A 21,880-nucleotide genomic window follows, 5' to 3' on the forward strand; every position below is an offset into this window, starting at 1 on the left:
TTATCGGGACGGCCATGTCCCCATGTGGGCCAGATGGGCAGAGCGCTCGGCCGTGCCCCACTGCAGCGGCAGGCCACCCAGCACGCGCACGGCCTGTGTGACGTCGAGCCGCAGCAGGCGCTCTGCGCCCTGAAAGGCGGCAAGCTCGGCGCCATCCCACACCAGGCTGGCGCGCGCCGCCACATACAGCCGCTGACCCCTTTCGAAGTCAATAAACAGCAAACCTGCCATAGGGTTCAGGGCGATGTTGCCCAGCGTGTTGAAGAACAGGTTGCCGGCGAAGTCGGGCACGGTGAGGCGCTCACCATCGACCTTCACGAAACCCGGTGCCCCGCCACGGTGCGACACGTCCACGCCGTGGCGGGGCTCGTGCGCGTGGGCGGCTTCGGGATGGGCCGTGGCCACAAAAAAGGTGTCTGCCGCGCGGATCAGCGCGCGCGAATCCTCGTCCAGCGTCGGTCCCTGGTGCACCACGGTGCTCACGTCCGCGGTGGGCACCCAGGCCGGCTCGCGCGCCTGGATGTACTTCGGGCAGTTGCCAAAACTCTGACCCACCTCGACCAGCAGGCCATCGTCGCGCAGGCGCGCGGTGCCGTTCATGCGGTTGCGCCGGCGTGTGTGCGGCTGGATGCCGAGCAGACCCACAGGCGCGCCTTCATGCAGCGTGTGCTGCAGCGGGTCGTGCGGCAATGCGTGCGCGCGAATGCGCAGGTGCGTGGGATCGGGCGAGGTCACGAAACCGGGGGCGCCGGCCAGCACGCTGGCCCACGGTTGGCCTTGGGCGTCGACACTGCCGACCACCAAGAAGGGGAGCAGGCCAAAGAACTCGCGGTGCTGCTCGGGCATGTGGTCGCGCAGCACGCGCGGGCCGATCTGCGCCATCTGGGCCTGCACGCCCACCCGGGCCTGCAAGGCCTGCTCGCCCGCATGAAACGCGGGCGCGGCGTTCACGCGGCCAACCCGACAGGCGTCTTGAGCATCGGCACGAAACCGGGCAACGCCTCGATGCGCGCCAGCCACGCGCGGATGGCCGGATAAGGCTGCAGAGAAACGAGGCCTTCCGGTGCGCGCGCCACGTAGGCGTAGTGCGCCAGATCGGCCAGCGTGGCACGTTCGCCCACCAGAAACGGCGAGCGCGCGAGCTCCGCTTCCATCAAGGCCAGCAGCCCCTGGGCGCGCTCGATCGCATCCTTGGGGTCGGTGGGCAACCCGAACAGCTGCACCACACGGGCGGCGGCCGGTCCGAACGCCAATGGCCCGGCCGCCAGGGACAGCCAGCGTTGCACGCGGGCAGCGCCCACCGGATCGCGCGGCAGCCACTGGCCGGGTGCATAGCGACCTTCCAGATAGACCAGGATGGCGTTGGAGTCGGGCAATGTGAAGTCGCCATCGCGCAGCACAGGGACCTGCCCCAGCGGATTCATGGCGAGGAATTCGGGCGCCTTGTGGTGCTGCTGCGCCAGATCCACATCGATGCGCTCGAAAGGCAGCCCGAGCAGCGAGAGGAACAACTCAACGCGGTGGCAGTGGCCGGAAATGGCGTGGCGGTACAGCTGGAGGGTGGGCTTCATGGTGACTCCTGGTTGACGATGCAGCGATCTTCTTTGCTTCACAGGATTCCATAAATGCCCTCGCGTGCACTTGACTGCTCCAATAAACGGTTTAATACCGCATGGACAAGTTCCGCGCCATGACCACATTCGTGCAGATCGCCGACGCCGGCAGCCTCACGGCGGCGGCCTGGGCCATGGAGGCCTCGCTGCCCGCGGTGGTGCGCTCGCTCGCTGCCTACGAAGCCGCCTTGGGCGTGCGCCTGTTCAACCGCACCACGCGCCGCATCTCGCTCACCGAAGATGGCCGCCGCCACCTGGCCAACTGCCGCCAGTTGCTGGCCGCGCTCCACGATGCCGAGGCCGAGCTGAAAAACGATGCTGCCGAACCGACGGGCCTGCTCACCATCACCGCGCCGGTGTTGTTTGGCCAGATGCACGTCGCGCCCATCGTCACGCGCTTTGCACTGCAGCACCGGCAGCTGCGCTGTCGCGTGACGCTGCTGGACCGCGTGGTGAACCTGCTCGAAGAAGGCATCGATGTGGGCATCCGCATCGGTCACCTGGAGGACTCCAGCCTCGTCGCACTGCCGCTGGGCCAGATGCGGCGGGTGGTGGTGGCCAGCCCGGCATGGCTGCGCGAGCACGGCCGCCCCACCCACCCGAACGACCTGCTGTCCACCAACTGCGTGCGCATCACCGACCACACGCCCACCTGGGGCCCGTTTCGCGACGGCCACAAAACCCTCAAGCTGCACGTGAGCGGCAACCTGGAGTTCAATCACATTGCGCCGGCCGTGCAAGCCTGCGCAGCGGGCGCGGGCTTCGGCCAGTTCCTGTCGTACCAGGTGGCGCCGCTGCTGCAGTCGGGGCATCTTGAAACCGTGCTGGACGATTTCGAGGAAGCCCCGCGCCCGATCCATGTGGTCTACCCCCACGCCCGCCTGCTGCCCGCGCGCACGCGCGCGTTCATCGATTTCATCCGCCAGGAACTCAAGGGCTTTGCGCCCGGAAACCCACCACCATGACCACTTCCACTTTCGACTTTGACCTGTTCGTGATCGGCGGCGGCAGCGGCGGCGTGCGCGCCGCGCGCATGGCGGCGCAGCGCGGTGCGCGCGTGGCGCTGGCCGAGATGCTCGGCACCGACGGCCTGGGCGGCACCTGCGTCAATGTGGGCTGCATCCCCAAGAAGCTCTACAGCTACGCCGCGCACTACGCCGAGGCGTTCGAGGAGTCGCACGGCTTCGGCTGGGAAGGCGCGGCACCCAGCTTCAACTGGTCCACGCTCAAGGCCAACCGGGCCAAGGAAATCAGCCGCCTCAACGGCATCTACGGCAACCTGCTCACCGGCGCCGGGGTGACGGTGTTCAACGCCTTCGCGCGCATCGACGGTGCGCAGTCCGTGGTGCTCAATGTCCACGGTGAGCCCGGCGAAAAGCGCGTGACGGCGAAACACATCCTGATCGCCACCGGTGGCACGCCCAGCGTGCCCGGGATCGAGGGGCGCGAGCACGTCATCGACTCCAACGCCATCTTCGACCTCGAACCCTTTCCCCAGCGCCTGCTGATCGTGGGGGGCGGCTACATCGCCTGCGAGTTCGCCTCCATCTTCAACGGCCTGGGCGCCTCCGTGACGCAGCTCTACCGCGGCGAACAGGTGCTGCGCGGCTTCGACAACGAGATTCGCCACTTTGTGGCACAGGAAATGACCAAGGCCGGCGTGGACCTGCGGCTGGGGGCCGATGTAGCCGCTATCACCCGCACGGCCGAAGGCCTGCGCGTGGCGCTCAAGGGCGGTGGCGAGGTGCTGGCCGACGCCGTGCTCTACGCCACCGGCCGCGTGCCCAACGTGAAGGGCCTGGGCCTGCAGGCTGTGGGCGTGGCCCAGGGCAAGGCGGGCGAGGTCATCGTCGATGAACGCTACCAGACCAGCGTGCCCTCAATCTACGCCGTGGGCGACGTCACCAACCGCGTGCAGCTCACGCCCGTGGCCCTGGGCGAGGCGATGGTGGTGGTCGACCAGCTGTTCGGCCCGGCGGCGGGCAAGCCACCGCGCAGCATGGCCTACGAGTTCATCCCCACCGCCGTGTTCACCCACCCCAGCATCGGCACGGTGGGCTATGGCGAGGAGACCGCGCGCGAGAAGTTTGGCGAGGTCACCATTTTTCGCAGCGAGTTCAAGTCGCTCAAGCACACGCTCTCGGGCAGCACCGAGCGCACGCTGATGAAGCTGGTGGTGGACACCGCCAGCGACCGCGTGGTGGGCCTGCACATGGTGGGCGCCGAGGCCGGCGAGATCGTGCAGGGCTTTGCCGTGGCGCTGAAGGCCGGCGCCACCAAGGCCGTGTTCGACAGCACCATCGGCATCCACCCCACCGCCGCCGAAGAGTTCGTGACCATGCGCGAGCCGGTCAAGCGGTAACCCACATGCGGCGGGCGTCATGTGGCAGCGCCACAATAGCGCCATGCAGAAAACCCCCGCCTTCACCGCCCCCCTCGTTTTCAAAGACCCTGCCCTGGCGCTCGCCCAGGTGCAGCGCATCTACCAGGACAACGTGGAGTTCCTGCGCCAGGCCATGCGCGACTTCGTTGCCGGCGGCGACTTCGGCCACACGCATGTGCGCGCGTGCTACCCCTATGTGCGGCTGCACACGCACAGCGTGCTGCGCCAGGGGTCGGGCGCAGTGGGCCAGCCACTGAGCCGCCTGAGCTACGGCTTCGTGGCCGGCCCCGGGCGCTACGAGACCACGCTCACGCGCCCGGACCTCTACAGCGACTACTACCTCGAACAGTTCCGCCTGCTGCTGGCCAACCACGGCGGCGAACTCGAGGTGGGGACCAGCACGCAGCCCATCCCGATCCACTTCTCGTTTGCCGAACACGACCACGTGGAAGGCAGCATGGACGTGATGCGCCGCGCCCTCATGCGCGACGTGTTCGACCTGCCCGACCTCACTGCCATGGACGACGGCATCGCCAACGGCACGCACGAACCGCGCGCCGGCGAAGCCCACCCGCTCTCGCTGTTCACCGCGCCCCGGGTCGACTACTCGCTGCAGCGCCTGCGCCACTACACCGGCACCGCGCCCGAGTGGTTCCAGAACTTCGTGCTGTTCACCAACTACCAGTTCTACATCGACGAGTTCATCAAACTCGGCCACGCCGAGATGGCCAAGCCCGACAGCGAATACGTGGCCTTCATCGAACCCGGCAACGTGGTGATGCGCCGCACCGGCCTGCCCGCCGAGCCAGGGGACGAGCTCGGCAACGCGCCGCCGCGCCTGCCCCAGATGCCGGGCTACCACCTCATGCGCCATGACCGCAGCGGCATCACCATGGTCAACATCGGCGTCGGCCCGGCCAACGCCAAGACCATCACCGACCACATTGCCGTGCTGCGCCCGCATGCGTGGCTCATGCTCGGCCACTGCGCCGGCCTGCGCACCACCCAGCAGCTGGGCGACTACGTGCTGGCCCACGCCTACGTGCGCGAAGACCATGTGCTCGACGAGGAGCTCCCGCTGTGGGTGCCGATCCCCGCACTGGCCGAGATTCAGCTCGCCCTGGAAGGCGCTGTGGCCGACGTCACGGGCGTGCCGCCGCAAGAGCTCAAGCGCATCATGCGCACCGGCACCGTGGCCAGCACCGACAACCGCAACTGGGAACTGCTGCCCGACAACATGCCGCAGCGCCGGTTTTCACAATCGCGCGCGGTGGCGCTCGACATGGAATCCGCCACCATCGCCGCCAACGGTTTCCGCTTCCGCGTGCCCTACGGCACCCTGCTCTGCGTGAGCGACAAGCCCCTGCACGGCGAGATCAAGCTGCCCGGCATGGCCAACCACTTCTACCGCGAGCGGGTCGACCAGCACCTGCGCATCGGCATCCGCGCCATCGACATCCTGCGCGAAGGCGGGCCCGACCAGCTGCACAGCCGCAAGCTGCGCAGCTTCGCGGAAGTGGCGTTTCAGTAAGCGCGGCAGCCCGGGCGTCAGGACCGCCCGGCCCGCACCAGCTCCAGCGTTTCGTTGGTCTGTGAGGCGCTGGCCGCCACAGCGGTGGTCCGAAACTCGACCGTGAAGCGAACCACCCGCTTGAGTGCTGGCGCGTACCAGACCGTGGCGCGGTAAGGCACGTTGGTGATGAAGTTGCCGAAGAGACGGCCGTGCCAGCCACGCAGGTCGATGCGCACGGCGCTGTACTCGACATCGCCCACACGCAGCGGTTGTTCGGGTGACGCCACCGCTCGCAGGTCGTAATTGGCGGGCTGGCTTTGCCAGCTGGTCGTGAAATTGATCTGGCGCACACCACTCATCACCTGGCCGTCCGGCGCCCAGCCGCCCGGCGGGGTCACCATGTCGAGCTCGACCAGCGCCTGTGAAGTGGCCTCCAGCAACTTGCCATGGAGGTCCTCCACGCGGGTGCCACCGTTGAAGACCACGCGGTTCCCTTCGACGCGATCCACCTTCAGGTTCACCGGCGTCTTCTGCTTGGTCAGTGCATCGGTGATCACGTATTCAAACCAGTCGCCCGCCCTGCGTTGCGCGGTCAATGGCGCCGCCACCGCGGCGGTGCCTGGCGCCGCTTCGGCCGGGCTCGGGGAGGCAACGCGCCGCGCCAGGAGCTCACGCCCGCGCTCGGGCAGCTCGGTGATCCGGTAAGCCGGCACCGCCAGGTTGATGTTCTGCGACTCGCGCCGCGTGAACGAGGTGATCCCGACCAGGCGCCCTTCGGCGTCAAACAACCCGCCCCCGCTGGAGCCGGGCGAGATCGGCGCCGTGGTCTGCACAAACATCAACTGCCCAGCATCGTTGCGCCGCAGCCCGGACAACAGTCCATCGCTCAGCGTGGTCTCCAGCCCCTGCGGCGTGCCAATGGCGTACACCCGCGCCCCCACCCGCAGCGCCTCACTGGCCGCCAGCTCCACCGCCGGCGCCTGAAAGTTGTCCACCCGCAACTGGCACAGGTCGTTCTCCGGGTCCGGAAACTCCAGCCTGGCGCCGTAGCTCACGTTGGCCTTTGTCACCTGGATGCGCGTCATGCGCGCCAGCACGTGGCAGTTGGTCACCAGCCGCCCCGGCCCGACCACCACCGCGCTGCCCTGCATCTGACCACGCCCTTGCGCGTCGGAGGCCATCACCGTCCACACGCTGGGCTCCACCTTCGCAAACAGCGCATCCGGCTCCAGCGACCACGCCGGCGCACTCGCCACGACGCCGATGGCCAGCACCAGCCAGCTTCGCAACCCACGCATGCTCTCCATCACCGTCTCCCTTGATTTGGTGCCGGGATCGTACCTGCTTGTAACAAGATGAACGGCTGGGACTTCTACCGAGCCGGGCCTGGTGCGGCGAATCTCACGCGAGACGCGCGTGCCCACAGGCGCCCATCGCGGTTAAGCTGCGCCGACACCACTTTTCCCACCGTGCCATGGCCTCCACCCGACGCAAATTCATCCTCGGCACCCTCGCCGCCACCGGTGCGCTGGTGCTCGGCTGGTCGGTGATGCCACCGCGCCAGCGGCTCACCACGTCTGCGCCGCTGCCGGTGGGTGCCAACGAATCGGCGCTCAATGGCTGGGTGAAGATCGATGCCGATGGCAGCGTCACGGTGATGCTGGCCAAGAGCGAGATGGGCCAGGGCGTGGCGACCTCCTTGTGCATGCTGCTGGCCGACGAGCTGGATGCCGACTGGTCGCGTGTGCGCTTCGAGGCCTCGCCCATCGACAAGATCTACAACAACATCGCCACCGTGGTCGACGGGCTGCCGGTGCACCCCGACACCGACAGCCGCGTGCTCGACGTGGCGCGCTGGATGACAGCCAAGACCATGCGCGAGATCGGCGTGATGATGACGGGCGGCTCTTCCAGTGTGAAAGACCTGTGGCTGCCCATGCGCGAGGCCGGCGCTTCGGCGCGGCAGATGCTGCTCAACGCCGCCGCGCAGCAATGGAACGCCGACCTGAGTGCCTGCCGCACCGACAACGGCGAGGTGATCGGGCCCGCCGGGCAGCGCGCCGGCTACGGCAGCCTGGCGGCTGCGGCGGCCCGGCAAAGCCTGCCGCGCTCACCTACCCTGAAGACGCCGGCGCAGTTCAAGCTGATTGGGCAGGCCACGAACCGCATCGAATCCGCCAGCAAGGTGGACGGCGGCGCGCGCTTTGGCATCGACGCCCGGCCCGAAGGCCTGTTGCACGCCAGCGTGCGGATGTGCCCGACGCTGCGCGGGCGCGTCGTGCGCTTCGACGCCGCCACGGCACAGGCCATGCCGGGTGTGCGCACCGTCGTGGCGTTCGAGCCGCGACAAGGCGGCACCGGTGGCGTGGCGGTCATTGCCGACCAGGGCTGGCGCGCCAGGCAGGCAGCCGACGCCCTGAAGATCGAGTGGGACGCAGGCGAACTGGCCAGCTTCAACAGCGCCGACGCCATGGCGCAGCTCTCGCGCACGCTGGACACCGAACAAGGATTCGCCTTCTTCACCGAGGGCGACGTGGACGCTGCCATGGCCACGGCAGCGCGCGCCATCGAAGCCGAGTACCGCGCGCCCTACCTCGCGCACGCCACGATGGAGCCGATGAATTGCACGGTGCGCTTCGACGGCGACCGCGCCACGGTGTGGGTGTCGACCCAGGTGCCAGGGCTCGCCCGCAAGGCCGCTGCCGATGCGCTGGGCCTGCCTGTCGATGCCGTGACGGTGCACGTGCTGTTGCTCGGCGGCGGCTTCGGGCGGCGGCTGGAGGTGGACTTCATCGCGCAAGCGGCCACCATCGCCAAGGCGGTGCCGGGCGCGCCGGTGCAGACGCTGTGGTCGCGCGAGCAGGACATGCGCCACGACATCTACCGCCCGGCTTGCGTGTCGCGCTTCAAGGCCGGGCTGGATGCGCAGGGGCAACTCGTGGCCTGGAAGAACACCAGTGCGGGCCAGACCATCGTGCCGCAGGCCCTGGAGCGCCTCTTCGGCCTGCCCGGCGGCGGGCCGGACAAGACCAGCTCGGAAGGCGCCTACGACCAGCCCTACGAATGGCCGGCCGCGCGCATTGCGCACGCCGCGGTCAACCTGCCGTTGCAGGTGGGCTTCTGGCGCTCGGTGGGCCATTCGCACCAGGCGTTCTTCAAGGAGAGCTTTGTCGACGAGGTGGCCCATGCGGCCGGCACCGACCCGCTCGCTTTTCGCGAGCGGCTGCTGCAGCGCCACCCGAGGCACCTCGCGGTGCTGCAGGCCGCCGCGAAAGCCGCTGGCTGGGGCACGCCTGGCGCCCCCGCGCCCGATGGCGCGAAAACGGCGAAAGGCCTGGCGCTGCACGCGTCGTTTGGCTCGGTGGTGGCGCAGGTGGCCGAGGTGTCGATGGCGGCCGACAAGACCGTTCGCGTGCACCGCGTGTGGTGCGCGATCGACTGCGGCACCGCCGTGAACCCGGCGGGCATCCAGCAGCAAATGGAGGGGGCGATCGTGTTTGGCCTGTCGGCAGCGCTGCACGGCCAGGTGGACATCGTCAACGGCCAGGTGCAGCCCGGCAACTTCAACGATCAACCCGTGCTGCGCATCCACGAGATGCCCGAGGTCGAGGTGTTGATCCTGCCCAGCGAGGCTCACCCCGAGGGCGTGGGCGAGCCGGGTGTGCCGCCCATCGCGCCGGCCGTGGCCAACGCGCTGTTTGCGCTCAACGGCCAGCGGTTGCGCAGCCTGCCGCTCAGGTCAGCTTGACCGAACGACCAATGTAGAGAATGGGCCCGGTGGGCCGCCCGGTGGGCGAACCGTTGTAGGGCTCCAGCGTGATCTCGAACAGCTGGTTGGGCACCAGCGGAGGCAACTGGTCGAGCTTCACTTCCAGCGGCTGGCCGGGCTGCACCAGGCCCAGCGACACCGGCGCGTTCCAGGTGTCGGCCTTGGTCCAGAACTGCAGCGAACGCTGTTCGGGCACGGCGGTGGTGCCCAGCGGCACCAGGCGCAAGGTGTTGGTGCCGCTGGTCTGCACGATCCAGCCCGGGGCTGTGCCGTTGGGCTCGACCAGCACCACCATGTACTGCGGCGCCGCAGGCGCAAAGAGCCCCGTGGCCGGGAGCAGCGCGACGACGGACGCCGCCACAAAACCCGTGGCGGCCACCGTGCGCCAGAAGCCCAGGCTGCTCCACCAGGTCTGCCACGCGCTGGCTTGGACAGGCGCGCGTCTGCGCACAGGCGCCGCCGCGGGGGCCACGGCCGGCGCGATGGCGTTTTCAATGCGTGCCCACAACGCGGGCGATGGCTCCACCGGCTCGGCCAATGCCGTCAGGGGCAGCAAGCGGGCTTCCCAGCCATCGACCGCCGCGCGCAGGGCCGCGTCGGTGGGCAGGCGCGCCTGCACGTCGTGCCGGCCCGCGGCAGAGAGCGTGCCGAGCACGTAGGCAGCGGCGAGTTCGTCGTCGAGATCGCGCGGGCTCATGCCAGGCACTCCCGCAGCGAGGTCAGCCCCCGGCGTATCCAGGCCTTGACCGAGCCGAGCGGTGCGCCCAGGCGTTCGGCGATTTCCATGTGGGTGCAGCCGTCGAGGTAGGCGAAGAGCACGCAGTTGCGCTTGGGCGTGTCCAGCCGTGCGAGGCAATCGTCCAGGCGGCCCAGGTCGGCGCGCAAGGCAAAGGCCTCGGCCATGTCGGGGGCGGCAGGCGGATCGTCGGCCTGCAGTGCGTCCATCTCGTCTTCATCGGCCGAGACGTTGCGCGAACCGGAGCGCACCGCATCCAGCGCACGGTGGCGCACGATGCCGTACATCCACCCCCGGCCTGCACCACGGCTGGCATCGAAAGTGGCGGCGCGGGTCCAGATGTTCATGAAAGCGTCGTGCAACACGTCCTCGGCGGTGGCGCGGTCGCGCACGATGCGCAGCGCCACGCCCAACAGATATCGGCCTTCGCGTTCGTAGAGGCGGCGCAGGGCCGCGGCATCGCCCCGTGCGCAGGCGGCCAGGGCGGCATCGTGGTCAAAGGCGTCGGGTTCGGGCAGGCGCAAGGGCGGTCGGGCTCGATGGGCGGAAGAACCGCGGCACGGTGCGCGAGAGCGCAGCGTGCCGCGGGGCTGCCGGCCATACTAGCCGATCCGGCAAGGCCGTCGAAGCCCAGGCGGGCCCCGGCGGCCATGCGCGTTCAGGAGGCCTTGTAGAAGATGTAGTCGGCCTGGTACTGCACGACTTCCTTGGCGCCCACGTTGGCTGCACCGCAGGCCGAAGCTGGCGCCACACCGCCCTTGGTGGCCACGCGCTGGGTGTAGGTCACACCGCTCATGGCGCCCATGCCCATGGCGGGGTTGGCCTTCACGAGTTGCAGGGGAATGTTGCCGGCGCCGTTGGGCGCCACAGCCAGCTGGGTGGCGGTGAACTTGGAGCCGTCGTTGGCTTCCCAGGTGGCGGGCGGGCCGTAGTACTTGCCGACTTGCTTGCCGCTGCGGTCCAGCAGCTTGGCGTCGGGGCCGCCGAACACCCATTCGAACTGGCCGGGCATGTTGGCCTTGACCTTGCATTCGTAGGTGATCTGGCCCACGCCCACGGTTTCCAGGGCGACCTTGTTGCCAGCCGGCACCTTCACGGCGTCGGGCAGGCTGGCCTGCGAAAACATCATGGCGGGCGCGCTCATGTTGGAAGCGCAGGCGGACAGGGCGAGCGCCGCAGCGGCGGCCAGGGTGGACTTGAACAGCATGGGAAAACTCCTCGATGGTGGGTTGTGAACAGCAACGCAAAACAGCGCCACTGCTACCACTACTCGCCAACCCGGGTTTTGGATGCAGCCCGATGCAAAAAAAACCAAAAAACTTTTTCAGCCCCTGCGCGGGCGCACCTTCGAGGCCGCCAGCTTGGCCTGGGTGCGGGCTTTTTCCACGTCGGCGTCAAACGCCAGCGCCACGCCCATGCGGCGCTTGGTGAAGCTCTCGGGCTTGCCGAACAGGCGCAGCTCGGTCTGTGGCACCCGCAGCGCCTCGTCCACCCCGTCAAACGCAATGCCCGTGGCCTCCACGCCGCCGTAGACCACCGCGCTGGCGCCCGGGCTCTTGAGCGCGGTCGACACCGGCAGGCCCAGAATGGCGCGCGCGTGCAGCTCGAACTCGTTCTGCCACTGGGTGATCATGGTCACCATGCCGGTGTCGTGCGGGCGCGGGCTCACCTCGCTGAACCACACCTGATCGCCCTTGACGAACAGCTCCACGCCATAGAGCCCCTGGCCACCCAGGTCGTCCGTCACCGCCTTGGCGATGCGGCGCGACTCGGCCAGCGCCTTGGGCGTCATGGGGTGGGGCTGCCAGCTCTCCACATAGTCACCGCTCACCTGCACATGGCCGATCGGGTCGCAGAAATGCGTTTCGATGTCGCCGTTGGCGCCGAGCGCGCGCACGGTGAGCTGGGTGATTTCGTAGTCGAAATCGATGAAGCCTTCCACGATGATGCGGCCCGGGCCGACACGCCCGCCCGACATGGCGTAGTCCCACGCCTTCTGCACATCGGCAGGTCCATCGATCTTGCTCTGGCCCTTGCCGCTGCTGCTCATCACCGGCTTGACGATGCAGGGGTAGCCGATGCCGGCATCAATCGCGGCCTGCAGCTCTGGCAGGGAATCGCAGAATTTGTAAGGGCTGGTGGGCAGTCCCAGCGTTTCGGCAGCGAGGCGGCGAATGCCCTCGCGGTCCATGGTCAGGCGCGCGGCGCGGGCGGTGGGAATCACGCGCACCACACCAGCGGCTTCGAGTTCCTGCAGCACGGGCGTGGCGATGGCTTCGATTTCGGGCACCACGAGGTGCGGACGCTCGGCTTCGATGAGCGCCTTGAGCTGCGACGGGTCGCTCATGGTGATGGTGCGCGCGTGGTGCGCCACCTGCTGGCCGGGCGCGTTCTCGTAGCGGTCCACCGCGATGGTTTCGACACCGAGGCGCTGCAGGGCGATCAGCACCTCCTTGCCGAGCTCGCCGGAGCCCAGCAGCATGACCTTGGTGGCCGAAGGAGACAGGGGTGTGCCGAGCGTGGTCATGGTGGTGTTCCAGGAATGAAGGGTCAGAGGGCTTGGCCCATGGCCTCGCCCAGGCGCACGGCGTTGCCGGGGGCCCAGTCGGGGTGGAAAGTGATCGTGTCGCGGGGCCAGAGCAGCACCACGGTGGAGCCCAGCAGGAATCGGCCCATTTCTTCGCCGCGCTGCAGGTGCAGCGGTGCGTCGTCATACGACCACTCGCGCACCATGCCCGGCCGGGGCGGGTTGACCACGCCGTGCCACGTGGTGGCCATGCTGCCGACGATGGTGGCACCCACCAGCACCTGCACGAACGGAATGGTGGCTTCGCCCACCTGCATGTCGAACACGCATACCACGCGCTCGTTGCGCGCGAAGAGGCCGGGCACGCCCTGCGCGGTGGCCGGGTTGACCGAAAACAGGTCGCCCGGTACGTGAATCATGCGGCGCAGCGTGGCCGCTGCCGGCATGTGAATGCGGTGATAGTCGCGCGGGCTGAGGTAGATGGTGGCGAACGCGCCGTCGTCGAACTGCGCGGCCAGCTCTGCGTCACCGCCCACCAGCGCGCGCGTGCTGTACGTGTGACCCTTGGCCTGGTAAATCTGGTCGCGCGCGATGGCACCGAACTGGCTGATGGCGCCATCCACCGGGCAGACGAACGCCGCATCGGCCAGCGGCCGTGCATCGGCACGCAGGGCCCGGGTGAAGAACTCGTTGAAGCTGGCGTAGGCGGTCGGGTCCGGGTTCGCGGCCTCGGCCATGTTCACGCCGTATTTGCGGATGAAGCGGCGAATGATCCACTGCGTGATGGCACCCCAGCGGCCATTGGCCACCCAGCCGCCAAACACCGTGAGCGCGCGTTTGGGGAAGACGTATTGCAGGGAAACGGCAAAAGACATGGGTGGGCGCAGCAGTGAGACAAGACCCTCGCGGGCAGCCCTGCATTGTAGGGGCCGGCCTGCGCCCGCCTGGGGTCAGCGGGCACAATGCCGGCACATGAAAGACGCCCTCTTCGAATGCCGGCACCTCGTCAAACGCTACGGCGAAAGCACCGTGGTGCACGACCTGAGTTTTGCCATCGGCCCGGGTGAGTGCCTGGGTGTGATCGGTCCCAACGGCGCGGGCAAGACCACCACCATCCGCATGTGTCTGGGCTTGACCGCACCGGACGCGGGCACCATCACCGCCTTTGGCCACCACATGCCGCGCGATGCGCTGGCCATCAAGGCCCAGCTGGGCGTGGTCAGCCAGATGGACACCCTGGACCCGGACTTCGACTGCGCCGAAAACCTGCTGGTGTACGGGCGCTACTTCGGCCTGCCGGCGGCCACCGTGCGCGAGCGCATTCCGCGGTTGCTGGAGTTTGCCGCGCTGTCGCACAAGGCACAGGCCAAGCCAGGCGAACTCTCCGGCGGCATGAAGCGGCGCCTCTCGCTGGCGCGCGCCTTGGTGAACGACCCCAGGCTGCTGATGCTGGATGAGCCCACCACCGGCCTGGACCCACAGGCGCGCCATCTGATGTGGGAACGGCTGCAGATGCTGCTGCAACAGGGCAAGAGCATTCTGCTCACCACACACTTCATGGACGAGGCCGAGCGCCTGTGCTCTCGCCTGCTGGTGCTCGACCACGGCCGCAAGATCGCCGAAGGCCGTCCGCGCGAGCTGATCGCGCAGCATCTGGAACCCGACGTGGTGGAGGTGTATGGACAAGGCGCGCTGGCCCTCGCGCAAGGCAGCGAACACGCCGCCACCCGCGCACTGGCCGCGCGCGTGGAGGTCAGCGGCGAGACGGTGTTCTTCTACACCGCGCAAGCCATGCCGCTCTTGGAGGCACTGGGCGCGCACCCGCATCTGCGCACCTTGCACCGTCCGGCCAACCTGGAGGACCTGTTCCTCAAACTCACCGGCCGGCAAATCCGGGAAGACGGTTAGACCCCCTGTTCCGATTCATCTCATCACTTGACGACCGGCATTGACCAACGCACCACCTCTACTTCGCTACAAGGCACTTCACAACATGGGCTTGCAGCTGCTGCGCAAGCAGCGCACCTGGGCGCAGGCGGCCACCGATGTGGAGGTGATCCAGCCACAAGAGCAAGAACCGCTGGCACCGGCGTTTTACCTGCCCGGCCAGCTGGAGCGCGTCACTGCCGGTGTTCCCGGATTGAGCACACTGGAGCAAGAAATGGGGTGGCTCACCACGGACCCGGTGGCGCACGCCGCCGTGATCAGGTACACCCTGCGCGACTGTCTGGTCCACCCCCACGGAGTGGAGTACCTCGGCGGCAGCATTTGCAAGGACCAGGGTGGCCGCTACCGCATTCCTTCGGGCTCCATTGAAACGGTGGGCCACGCGGCGTATTGCATGTCGGCCACTGCCCATCAGTACTTTGGACACTGGCTTCAGGATGCCTGCACCACCGCTCTGCTCGCCCAGCCGCACGATACGTTGCTGCTGGACGTTCGTGCCGACTGGCCACATGCGGCGGCGTACGCAAAGGCCTTTGACCTGAGTCCTGCGCTACCGCCCAACCTTTACGTGCGCGAACTCTCGGTGTTCCAGGATTTCTCGCAAGGTTCCTCCAAACGCCAGCGCTATGCACGCCTGCGAGAGCGCCTCGCCCGCGCCTTCGGCCCCGCCCCGGCCCGCTCGCAACCGGTGTACCTGCGCCGGGGAGCCACGGGCATCGCCAGAATCATCGCAAACGAAGACGCCGTGACCGAGCGCCTGGAGCAAGCGGGCTTTCTTGTGCTGGACATTGCGGGCCTGTCGGCTGCGGCCATGTTCAGGCACCTTGCTGGCGCCCCGATGGTGGTCTGCATGGACGGAAGCCACATGAACCACCTGTACTTTTCAATGCCTTACGGTGGCAGCATCCTGTCGTTCGTACCCGCCGACCGTTTCACCGCAAACAATTTTGGCTATGCCAGCGCGGCGGGGCTTCACTTCGGCCTGCTGGTCGTGGACCGATCCGACCAAGGCTATGTTGTCGATGTGGACGCCATGGTTCGCACGCTCGATCTTCTGCCTCACTGAAACGTCACGCCATGAACACCGTTCCATTCGCCCCATCCCCCTGGTCGGCACCCCGCCTTTCCCTGCGCTGGTGGCCCGTCTTCCTGCGCAACCTGCTGGTGTGGCGCAAGCTGGCCATTCCCAGTCTGGTGGGCAACATTGCCGAGCCGCTGATGTGGCTGGTGGCTTTCGGTTACGGCATGGGCGCGCTGGTGGGGCAGATACAAATGACCACGCCACAAGGCAGCGTGGCCGTGCCCTACATCCTGTTCCTGGCCAGCGGCAGCATCTGCATGAGTGCGATGAACGCGGCGAGCTTTGAAGCGCTGTATTCCGCCTTCTCGCGCATGCACGTGCAGAAAACCTGGGACGGCATCATGAACGCGCCGGTGAGCCTGGACGACGTGGTGCTAGCCGAAATGCTGTGGGCCGGTTTCAAGGCGCTGTTCACCGTGACGGCCATTCTGGGCGTGATGCTCGCGCTGGGCATCAGCCATTCACCCAAACTGCTGCTGGCGTGGCCCGTGCTGCTCGGTGTGGGCATCACGTTTTCGTGCATTGCCCTGGTGTTCAATGCCCTGGCCAAGGGCTATGACTTCTTCACCTACTACTTCACCTTGTTCCTCACCCCGATGATGTTTCTGTCGGGGGTGTTCTTTCCGCGGGAGCAACTGCCGGTGGTGGTGCGCCACATTTCAGACTGGCTGCCGCTGACCAACGCGGTGGAACTGGTGCGGCCCCTCTTCATGGACCAATGGCCCACGCAGGCCTGGTTGCATGCGGGGGTGCTGCTGGTCTACACCGTGGCGGCCTTCTGGCTCGCCCTGGCACTGACCCGCAAGCGCTTCGCCGGGTAAGCCGGCGCTGTCGCGAAGCTCAGTGCACAGCGGCCTGCAGGGCAGGCTGGGCCTGGCAGTAGAGTTCGCTGCCGGTGTCCATGAAGTCTTCGGCTTCGATCACGGCGTCAAAGGCGCGGGCGGCGGCGTCGTACACCTTGGGGATCAGGGGCTTGTCCAGCGGGCGGCAGATGCGACCGCGGATGCCGCGCAGGTCGGCGCTGGATTCCATGGCGCTGATCACGGCTTCCGGATCGAGCATGAGGACGAAGGGGTTGAGGCGGGTGGCGGTGGTGGACATGGCGGGGTTCCTGACGGGTGGTATGGGGTGTCACAAAGGGGCTGTCGATGAAACAAACTGTACCGACCACCCCCCGCAGCGTTAAGTCGGCGCGCCCCCATTCACCGTGTAAGAACTTCCCTGACACGGCGTGTGTTGTCCCTACACGCCGTTCGTGAACTGCTTCACGAACTGCCGCCGCGCAAGGCCTCCACACTGGCCCGCACCACCGATTGCACGCTGCCGCTGTCCTTGAACTGGTTGCGCAGGAACGTGGCGTGGTTGCCCACGCGCCCTGCGGTGCGCTCGATCTCGTCGAGTGCGGCCAGCGAGTTGAGCGCCACGCCATGGGGCGCGAGGTGCCGCAGCGTGGCCAGGATGTCTTCGCGGATGCTGATCTGCTCGCGCGTCTTGGGGTTGACCATCATCCCGTCCAACCCGAAACGACAGGCCTGGAAGCGGTTGTAGGTGTAGACGAGGTAGTCGTCTTCTTCCGGGGGCAGTTCGCGCCGCTCCAGCAGGTGGCGGCACAGCGCCTGCAAGTAGCAGGCGAGACCCGCTGCGCGCTCCACCGTCAGCGGTGTGTCGCACACGCGCAGTTCGATGGTGCCGTACTCGGGCTTGGGCCGGATGTCCCAGTAAAAGTCTTTCATCGACTTCACCACGCCCGTGCTTTCCATCTTAGTGAAGTAGACGTTGGCGAACTCTTCCCAACTCAGTACAAAAGGCGCGCGGCCGCTGAGCGGGAACGCAAACACCGAGTTGAGTCGCGCCGAATCGAACAGCGTGTCCACCCCTTGCGAAAAGGGCGACGATGCCGAGAGCGCAATGAAATGGGGCACATAGCGGTTGAGCGAGTGCAGCAGGAACAGCGCCTCGTCGGCGCTGGCGCAGCCGATGTGCACGTGCTGGCCGAACACGGTGAACTGTTTGGCGAGGTAGCCGTACAGGCCCGAGAGCTGCTCGAAGCGCGGCTTGGAGAAGATGCGCTGCTCGAACCAGCGCTGAAAAGGATGCGTGCCGCCGCCCGCGAGCTCGATGTTGAGCCGGTCGCCCGCGCTCACCAGCGTGTCGCGGATCTGCTGGAGCTGCGCGAGCAGCGGGCCGTGTTCGCGCTGCACGTCGGTGGCGATCTCGATCATGCTCTGCGTCATCTCCGGCGTGACCACACCCGGAAACGGTTTGCGGCGCAGCAGCTCCAGCAGGTCGTTGGCGCTGCTGGAGAGGTCGAGGTCGTACGTGTTGACGAGCTGCAGCTCGAGCTCGACGCCCATGGTGAGCGAGTCGGACGCTTTGAAGGTTTCGAGTGGCATGGCTTATCCCTTCGTGACGTGGGTTTCGTGCGCGGCCATCAGCGCGCGCTGCGTGACGACCGGGCCCAGCAGTTCCTGCATGAGCATCATCCCGGCCATGACGGAGAGCACTTCGATGGCCGGAGCAAAGCCGTAGAGGCGGCTTTGCTCGATGAGCAGGATGGCAAACGCCGACATGGGCGTGAGCGCCAGGCCGGTGAGCAGGCCCTTGCGTTCGGTGATGCCGGAGAGGCGCGCGGCCACCAGGTTGCAGCCCACCTTGGAAGCCGTGCGCACCACGATGAGCAGGAGGCCCATCAGCATGCCGGTGCTCACATCCGCCCAGTCGAGCAGTGAGGCGATGTAGACAAACAGGAACACACACAGCAGGTCGCCGGCGGTACCGAAATCGCGCTGCGCATTGGTGAGGTGCACGCGGCGCTCGCGCGCCACGATGCCGAAGGTGAGTGCCGCCAGCAGCGGCGAGAGCTTGAGGCCGTAAGCGGCCGTGGTGAGCAGCAGCACCGAGAGCGCAAACACCAGCGTGACACCGCGCTCGTTCGTGCTGCGCTGGCGCAGCAGCCAGGGCACCGCCACACCCAGCAGGCCGCCCACCGCCACCGACGTGCCCACCTGGTGGATGCTGCCAAAGGCCGCCAGCACCAGATCACCCGAGGTGCTGAGGTACCAGTAGCCCACCACCAGTTTGAGGGCGAGCACAGACATCATGCAGTTGATGGCACACAGGTGCAGCACGCGCTCGGTCACCTGGCCTGCGCTGCGCAGTTCGTTGGCCACGCGCACGATGCCTGCGGGCGAGGCCGAGATGGAGAGCGCCGCGATGATGAGCCGCAGGTCCACCGCGAGGTTGAACCAGCCGCTCACCCAGTAGATGATCCCGAACGTGACGATGGACTCCACCACACCGAGCAACAGCACCCAGGGGTTGTGGCGGAACCAGCGCAGGTTGATGCGGTAGCCCAGCTCGAACAACACGAGCGAGAGCGCCACGTTGGCCAGAAACGGCAGCCCTGGAATGTCGGTCGTCAAGCCAGGCAGGTTGATCAGCCCGCCGACCAGCCCCACCGCCACATAGCTGGTGACGCGCGGCACGCGCCAGGCGTCATAGGCCCGCTCGGCAATGAACCAGGCCAGCAACAGGACCAGTGGCCAGGCAATGGACTGGAGCAAAAAACTGTAATCGGTAACCATAGGTAAAACTCCTCGAGCGCGAGTTTGATGGACGAATTCTGCAAAGCGTGTAGGACACGCGCTGAAAACATCAGGACATCAGGCGATCAGCGAAAGCCGAACGGAGTGCCGCGAACACGGCAATGGGGATGCGAGTTGTGGCGGCGAGAAGCGGTCAAGCCGCGAAACGCTGTGTGAGTTCTTGCAGGTGAAGCTCGTCGAGCACCTGCATCAAACGCTGCCGGGCCCGTTCGCGGGCACCGTGGCGGTCGGGGCCCATTCTACGGGCCAGGATCAATTCGTTCTTCATCGAATGTTCCCAGCCCACCAGCTCGGTCACTGTCACGGTGTAGCCATGGGCTTCGAGCTGCAGGCAGCGCAGCACGTTGGTGATCTGGCTGCCGAACTCGCGCGTGTGCAGCGGATGGCGCCACAGCTCGGCCAGCGGCGTTCGCGACAGGCTCATGGCCTTGTGCTTGCGCATCACACCGGCCACCTCCGCCTGGCAGCACGGCACCAGCACCATGTGGCTGGCCTGCTTGGCCAGACCAAACGCGATGGCGTCGTCGGTGGCGGTGTCGCACGCATGCAGCGCGGTCACCACGTCGATGGTGGCGGGCAGGCCCGGGTGGGTCAGTGCCTGCTGCACGGTGGTGGCCAGGAAATCCATGCGCCCGAAACCGAGCTTCGCAGCCAGCGCCTGCGACTTCTCGACCAGCTCGGCGCGGGTTTCCACGCCGGTCACGCGGCCCACCGGTTTGTCCTTGAAGAAAAGGTCGTACAGGATGAAGCCCAGGTACGACTTGCCCGCGCCGTGGTCGGCCAGTGTTACGTCGCCGCGCGCGGCCAGCACCTCGGCCAGCAGCGGTTCAATGAACTGCACGAGGTGGTACACCTGCTTGAGCTTGCGCCGCGTGTCCTGGTTGAGCTTGCCCTCGCGCGTGAGGATGTGCAGCTCCTGCAGCAGCGGCACCGACTGGCCCGGCCGCAGCTCGGGCAGCTGCTCCTGCAGCGTGGGCGCGGGCCGCGCATTCGCCTTGTATTTCGACATGCGCCGATCATAGGTGAGCCCCTGCCGCGCGGCCCAGCGGCGACAATCGCGCATGACTTCCGAGCCGCACGCCACCCATCCCTACAGCACGCTCACGCCCGACGTCGTGCAAGACGCCATGACCCACATCGGTGTGTGGGGCGACGGGCGCATGAGTGCGCTCAACAGCTTCGAGAACCGCGTGTACCAGATCCACCTGGAATCGCCCGTGGACGGCTTCGGGCAGGTGGTGGCCAAGTTTTACCGGCCCGGGCGCTGGAGCGACGCGCAGATTGCAGAAGAGCACGCGTTCGCCGAAGAACTCGCGGCGGCCGAGATACCGGCCGTGCCGCCGTTGCGCATTCAAGGCGAGACGCTGCACCACTTCGGCGGCTTCAGCTTTGCCGTGAGCCCGCGCCGCGGGGGGCGGCGGCCCGAGCTGGACAACTTCGACGTGCTCGAATGGATCGGCCGTTTTCTCGCGCGCATCCATGTCGTGGGCGCGGCCCGCCCATTTCTGCACCGGCCTGCGCTGGATGCCGCCAGCTTCGCGCACGAGCCGCGCGACTGGCTCATGGCACACGGCGCCATTGCCAAGGAAGTGCGCACGGCATGGGCTGCCGCGCTGGAAGAGGCGCTCACCCTGATCGAGGCGCACCCGGTGCTGCGACCAGGTGCCACGAACGACGAAGACGGCATTCAGCGCATTCGCCTGCACGGCGATTGCCACCCGGGCAACATCCTCTGGACGCCCGAAGGCCAGCCGGACGCCGGCCCGCACTTCGTCGACCTGGACGACGCACGCACCGGCCCCGCCGTGCAAGACCTGTGGATGCTGCTCAGCGGCGACCGGCGCCAGCAAACCCAGCAGCTCGGCGCGCTGGTGGACGGCTACGAGCAGTTCCGCCCGTTTGACCGGCGCGAGCTGGCGCTGATCGAGCCATTGCGCACGCTGCGGCTGATTCATTACAGCGCCTGGGTGGCGCGCCGATGGGACGACCCGGCCTTCCCGATCAACTTTCCCTGGTTCGGCAGCAGAGACTACTGGCAGGGTCAGGTGGACATGCTGGTCGAGCAGATTGAAGAAATGCAGGGCGCGCCCTTGATGGCATGAGCCCATGGCGGCGCTGCAGCGCCGGCTGGGCCACAGAAACCCCAAGGCCGATGGGGATTTCACAATTAAATTGCACACGATCTAATTGCCCGCTACATTACCAACCCATGAACACCCCGCGTCTCTCCAGCGACCAGGCCCTGCAGCTCGACCACCAGCTGTGCTTCGCGCTGTACTCGGCCTCGCTGGCCATGACCAAGCTCTACAAGCCCCTGCTGGAAGAGCTCGGCCTCACCTACCCGCAGTACCTGGCCATGCTGGTGCTGTGGGAGACCGATGGCGTCACCGTGTCGGAACTGGGCGAACGCCTGTACCTCGATTCGGGCACGCTCACGCCCCTGCTCAAACGGCTGGAAGCCGCCGAGCTCGTCACCCGCCTGCGCGATGTGGAAGACGAGCGCCGCGTGCTCATCCGCCTCACGGCCGCGGGCCGCAAGCTCAAGACCCGGGCCGCCCGCCTGCCCGGCTGCGTGCTGCAAGCCACCCAATGCGATGTGTCCGAGGTCATGGCACTCACCCAGCAGGTGCAAGCCCTGCGCGACCGCCTCATCGCCTGATCCACCCCTTTTCTTTTCACCCCCTGCTTCGTCTCGAAGCGCCTCAA

Annotated in this window: 21 protein-coding genes; 9 read left to right on the plus strand and 12 right to left on the minus strand. The window is 67.2% G+C overall.

Annotated features, from left to right (window positions below; all coding sequences use genetic code 11):
- Nucleotides 1-951: a pyridoxamine 5'-phosphate oxidase family protein gene (locus KXJ60_RS06260; protein ID WP_291125279.1), complete on the minus strand. Its 951-nt coding sequence runs from the start codon at nt 949-951 to the stop codon at nt 1-3.
- Entirely contained in the window at nt 948-1,571 is a 624-nt protein-coding gene (locus tag KXJ60_RS06265) for a glutathione S-transferase (protein ID WP_291125281.1), read from the minus strand. The genes KXJ60_RS06260 and KXJ60_RS06265 overlap by 4 nt, the downstream gene beginning before the upstream one ends.
- A 101-nt stretch (nt 1,572-1,672) precedes the next feature.
- Here KXJ60_RS06265 and KXJ60_RS06270 point away from each other — a divergent pair, with 101 nt between their 5' ends.
- Genes KXJ60_RS06270 through KXJ60_RS06280 form a run of 3 tightly spaced genes read left to right on the plus strand, consistent with a single transcriptional unit; the run spans nt 1,673 to nt 5,527 of the window.
- Entirely contained in the window at nt 1,673-2,578 is a 906-nt protein-coding gene (locus KXJ60_RS06270) for a LysR family transcriptional regulator (protein WP_291125282.1), read from the plus strand.
- Nucleotides 2,575-3,975 carry a glutathione-disulfide reductase gene (gene gorA / locus KXJ60_RS06275; protein ID WP_291125285.1) on the plus strand — a complete coding sequence of 467 codons (1,401 nt, stop codon included), beginning with the start codon at nt 2,575-2,577 and terminating at the stop codon, nt 3,973-3,975. The genes KXJ60_RS06270 and gorA overlap by 4 nt, the downstream gene beginning before the upstream one ends.
- Nucleotides 3,976-4,018: 43 nt before the next feature.
- Nucleotides 4,019-5,527, plus strand: a complete 1,509-nt coding sequence (locus tag KXJ60_RS06280; protein WP_291125287.1) for an AMP nucleosidase — start codon at nt 4,019-4,021, stop codon at nt 5,525-5,527.
- Nucleotides 5,528-5,544: 17 nt separating this feature from the next.
- On the opposite strand, the gene KXJ60_RS06285 is transcribed toward KXJ60_RS06280, so the two are convergent.
- Nucleotides 5,545-6,816: a serine protease gene (locus tag KXJ60_RS06285; protein WP_291125289.1), complete on the minus strand. Its 1,272-nt coding sequence runs from the start codon at nt 6,814-6,816 to the stop codon at nt 5,545-5,547.
- Nucleotides 6,817-6,983: 167 nt separating this feature from the next.
- On the opposite strand from KXJ60_RS06285, the gene KXJ60_RS06290 reads away from it, so the two are divergent.
- Nucleotides 6,984-9,257, plus strand: coding sequence for a xanthine dehydrogenase family protein molybdopterin-binding subunit (locus tag KXJ60_RS06290; protein ID WP_291125291.1), 2,274 nt, complete (start codon nt 6,984-6,986; stop codon nt 9,255-9,257).
- On the opposite strand, the gene KXJ60_RS06295 is transcribed toward KXJ60_RS06290, so the two are convergent.
- The 5 genes from KXJ60_RS06295 to asd all read right to left on the minus strand — a co-directional run bounded on the left by KXJ60_RS06295 (nt 9,244) and on the right by asd (nt 13,416).
- Nucleotides 9,244-9,975 carry an anti-sigma factor gene (locus tag KXJ60_RS06295; protein WP_291125293.1) on the minus strand — a complete coding sequence of 244 codons (732 nt, stop codon included), beginning with the start codon at nt 9,973-9,975 and terminating at the stop codon, nt 9,244-9,246. The genes KXJ60_RS06290 and KXJ60_RS06295 overlap by 14 nt on opposite strands.
- Nucleotides 9,972-10,532 (minus strand): sigma-70 family RNA polymerase sigma factor, encoded by a 561-nt coding sequence (locus KXJ60_RS06300; protein ID WP_291125436.1) that lies wholly within the window; start codon nt 10,530-10,532, stop codon nt 9,972-9,974. Before KXJ60_RS06300 ends, KXJ60_RS06295 begins: the two co-directional genes overlap by 4 nt.
- Before the next feature lie 140 nt (nt 10,533-10,672).
- Nucleotides 10,673-11,221 (minus strand): DUF3455 domain-containing protein, encoded by a 549-nt coding sequence (locus KXJ60_RS06305; RefSeq protein WP_291125295.1) that lies wholly within the window; start codon nt 11,219-11,221, stop codon nt 10,673-10,675.
- Nucleotides 11,222-11,338: 117 nt separating this feature from the next.
- A complete protein-coding gene (gene purT / locus KXJ60_RS06310; RefSeq protein ID WP_291125298.1) occupies nt 11,339-12,541 on the minus strand; it encodes a formate-dependent phosphoribosylglycinamide formyltransferase in 1,203 nt (400 codons plus the stop codon).
- Nucleotides 12,542-12,564: 23 nt separating this feature from the next.
- On the minus strand, nt 12,565-13,416 hold the full coding sequence (gene asd / locus KXJ60_RS06315) for an archaetidylserine decarboxylase (RefSeq protein ID WP_291125301.1): 852 nt from the start codon (nt 13,414-13,416) through the stop codon (nt 12,565-12,567).
- Between the two features lie 97 nt (nt 13,417-13,513).
- Between asd and KXJ60_RS06320 the strand changes: the two genes are divergently transcribed.
- From KXJ60_RS06320 to KXJ60_RS06330, 3 genes are all read left to right on the plus strand, one after another.
- Nucleotides 13,514-14,449, plus strand: coding sequence for an ATP-binding cassette domain-containing protein (locus KXJ60_RS06320; protein WP_291125304.1), 936 nt, complete (start codon nt 13,514-13,516; stop codon nt 14,447-14,449).
- Nucleotides 14,450-14,534: 85 nt separating this feature from the next.
- The gene (locus KXJ60_RS06325) at nt 14,535-15,554 is read left to right on the plus strand and encodes a glycosyltransferase family 61 protein (RefSeq protein ID WP_291125307.1); all 1,020 of its coding nucleotides are present in this window, start codon (nt 14,535-14,537) and stop codon (nt 15,552-15,554) included.
- An 11-nt stretch (nt 15,555-15,565) separates the two neighbouring features.
- Nucleotides 15,566-16,390, plus strand: coding sequence for an ABC transporter permease (locus tag KXJ60_RS06330; protein WP_291125310.1), 825 nt, complete (start codon nt 15,566-15,568; stop codon nt 16,388-16,390).
- Between the two features lie 19 nt (nt 16,391-16,409).
- Here KXJ60_RS06330 and KXJ60_RS06335 read toward each other — a convergent pair whose 3' ends face one another.
- The 4 genes from KXJ60_RS06335 to KXJ60_RS06350 form a co-directional block, all read right to left on the minus strand.
- Nucleotides 16,410-16,670 carry a hypothetical protein gene (locus KXJ60_RS06335; protein ID WP_291125313.1) on the minus strand — a complete coding sequence of 87 codons (261 nt, stop codon included), beginning with the start codon at nt 16,668-16,670 and terminating at the stop codon, nt 16,410-16,412.
- A 164-nt stretch (nt 16,671-16,834) separates the two neighbouring features.
- Nucleotides 16,835-17,962: a YbdK family carboxylate-amine ligase gene (locus tag KXJ60_RS06340; protein ID WP_291125317.1), complete on the minus strand. Its 1,128-nt coding sequence runs from the start codon at nt 17,960-17,962 to the stop codon at nt 16,835-16,837.
- 3 nt (nt 17,963-17,965) lie between these two features.
- Complete coding sequence (locus tag KXJ60_RS06345; RefSeq protein WP_291125319.1) at nt 17,966-19,153, minus strand: cation:proton antiporter; 1,188 nt, start codon at nt 19,151-19,153, stop codon at nt 17,966-17,968.
- 154 nt (nt 19,154-19,307) lie between these two features.
- Nucleotides 19,308-20,183, minus strand: a complete 876-nt coding sequence (locus KXJ60_RS06350) for an SAM-dependent methyltransferase (protein ID WP_291125322.1) — start codon at nt 20,181-20,183, stop codon at nt 19,308-19,310.
- A gap of 52 nt (nt 20,184-20,235) precedes the next feature.
- Between KXJ60_RS06350 and KXJ60_RS06355 the strand changes: the two genes are divergently transcribed.
- Together KXJ60_RS06355 and KXJ60_RS06360 are read left to right on the plus strand one after the other, a co-directional pair.
- On the plus strand, nt 20,236-21,276 hold the full coding sequence (locus tag KXJ60_RS06355; RefSeq protein WP_291125325.1) for a serine/threonine protein kinase: 1,041 nt from the start codon (nt 20,236-20,238) through the stop codon (nt 21,274-21,276).
- 107 nt (nt 21,277-21,383) lie between these two features.
- The gene (locus KXJ60_RS06360) at nt 21,384-21,833 is read left to right on the plus strand and encodes a MarR family transcriptional regulator (protein WP_291125328.1); all 450 of its coding nucleotides are present in this window, start codon (nt 21,384-21,386) and stop codon (nt 21,831-21,833) included.
- Nucleotides 21,834-21,880 lie beyond the last annotated feature (47 nt).

This window comes from Hydrogenophaga sp. (assembly GCF_019264445.1).
Taxonomy (GTDB): domain Bacteria; phylum Pseudomonadota; class Gammaproteobacteria; order Burkholderiales; family Burkholderiaceae_C; genus Hydrogenophaga.

What these genes read in the sequence shown, in the direction of transcription:
- gorA (WP_291125285.1), top strand. Translation starts at nt 2,575, where the DNA reads ATGACCACTTCCACTTTCGACTTTGACCTGTTCGTGATCGGCGGCGGC.
- KXJ60_RS06350 (WP_291125322.1), bottom strand. Translation starts at nt 20,183, where the DNA reads ATGTCGAAATACAAGGCGAATGCGCGGCCCGCGCCCACGCTGCAGGAG.
- KXJ60_RS06325 (WP_291125307.1), top strand. Translation starts at nt 14,535, where the DNA reads ATGGGCTTGCAGCTGCTGCGCAAGCAGCGCACCTGGGCGCAGGCGGCC.
- KXJ60_RS06345 (WP_291125319.1), bottom strand. Translation starts at nt 19,153, where the DNA reads ATGGTTACCGATTACAGTTTTTTGCTCCAGTCCATTGCCTGGCCACTG.
- KXJ60_RS06360 (WP_291125328.1), top strand. Translation starts at nt 21,384, where the DNA reads ATGAACACCCCGCGTCTCTCCAGCGACCAGGCCCTGCAGCTCGACCAC.
- KXJ60_RS06265 (WP_291125281.1), bottom strand. Translation starts at nt 1,571, where the DNA reads ATGAAGCCCACCCTCCAGCTGTACCGCCACGCCATTTCCGGCCACTGC.
- KXJ60_RS06270 (WP_291125282.1), top strand. Translation starts at nt 1,673, where the DNA reads ATGGACAAGTTCCGCGCCATGACCACATTCGTGCAGATCGCCGACGCC.
- KXJ60_RS06355 (WP_291125325.1), top strand. Translation starts at nt 20,236, where the DNA reads ATGACTTCCGAGCCGCACGCCACCCATCCCTACAGCACGCTCACGCCC.
- KXJ60_RS06305 (WP_291125295.1), bottom strand. Translation starts at nt 11,221, where the DNA reads ATGCTGTTCAAGTCCACCCTGGCCGCCGCTGCGGCGCTCGCCCTGTCC.
- KXJ60_RS06280 (WP_291125287.1), top strand. Translation starts at nt 4,019, where the DNA reads ATGCAGAAAACCCCCGCCTTCACCGCCCCCCTCGTTTTCAAAGACCCT.
- KXJ60_RS06285 (WP_291125289.1), bottom strand. Translation starts at nt 6,816, where the DNA reads ATGGAGAGCATGCGTGGGTTGCGAAGCTGGCTGGTGCTGGCCATCGGC.
- KXJ60_RS06320 (WP_291125304.1), top strand. Translation starts at nt 13,514, where the DNA reads ATGAAAGACGCCCTCTTCGAATGCCGGCACCTCGTCAAACGCTACGGC.
- KXJ60_RS06290 (WP_291125291.1), top strand. Translation starts at nt 6,984, where the DNA reads ATGGCCTCCACCCGACGCAAATTCATCCTCGGCACCCTCGCCGCCACC.
- purT (WP_291125298.1), bottom strand. Translation starts at nt 12,541, where the DNA reads ATGACCACGCTCGGCACACCCCTGTCTCCTTCGGCCACCAAGGTCATG.
- asd (WP_291125301.1), bottom strand. Translation starts at nt 13,416, where the DNA reads ATGTCTTTTGCCGTTTCCCTGCAATACGTCTTCCCCAAACGCGCGCTC.
- KXJ60_RS06295 (WP_291125293.1), bottom strand. Translation starts at nt 9,975, where the DNA reads ATGAGCCCGCGCGATCTCGACGACGAACTCGCCGCTGCCTACGTGCTC.
- KXJ60_RS06330 (WP_291125310.1), top strand. Translation starts at nt 15,566, where the DNA reads ATGAACACCGTTCCATTCGCCCCATCCCCCTGGTCGGCACCCCGCCTT.
- KXJ60_RS06335 (WP_291125313.1), bottom strand. Translation starts at nt 16,670, where the DNA reads ATGTCCACCACCGCCACCCGCCTCAACCCCTTCGTCCTCATGCTCGAT.
- KXJ60_RS06340 (WP_291125317.1), bottom strand. Translation starts at nt 17,962, where the DNA reads ATGCCACTCGAAACCTTCAAAGCGTCCGACTCGCTCACCATGGGCGTC.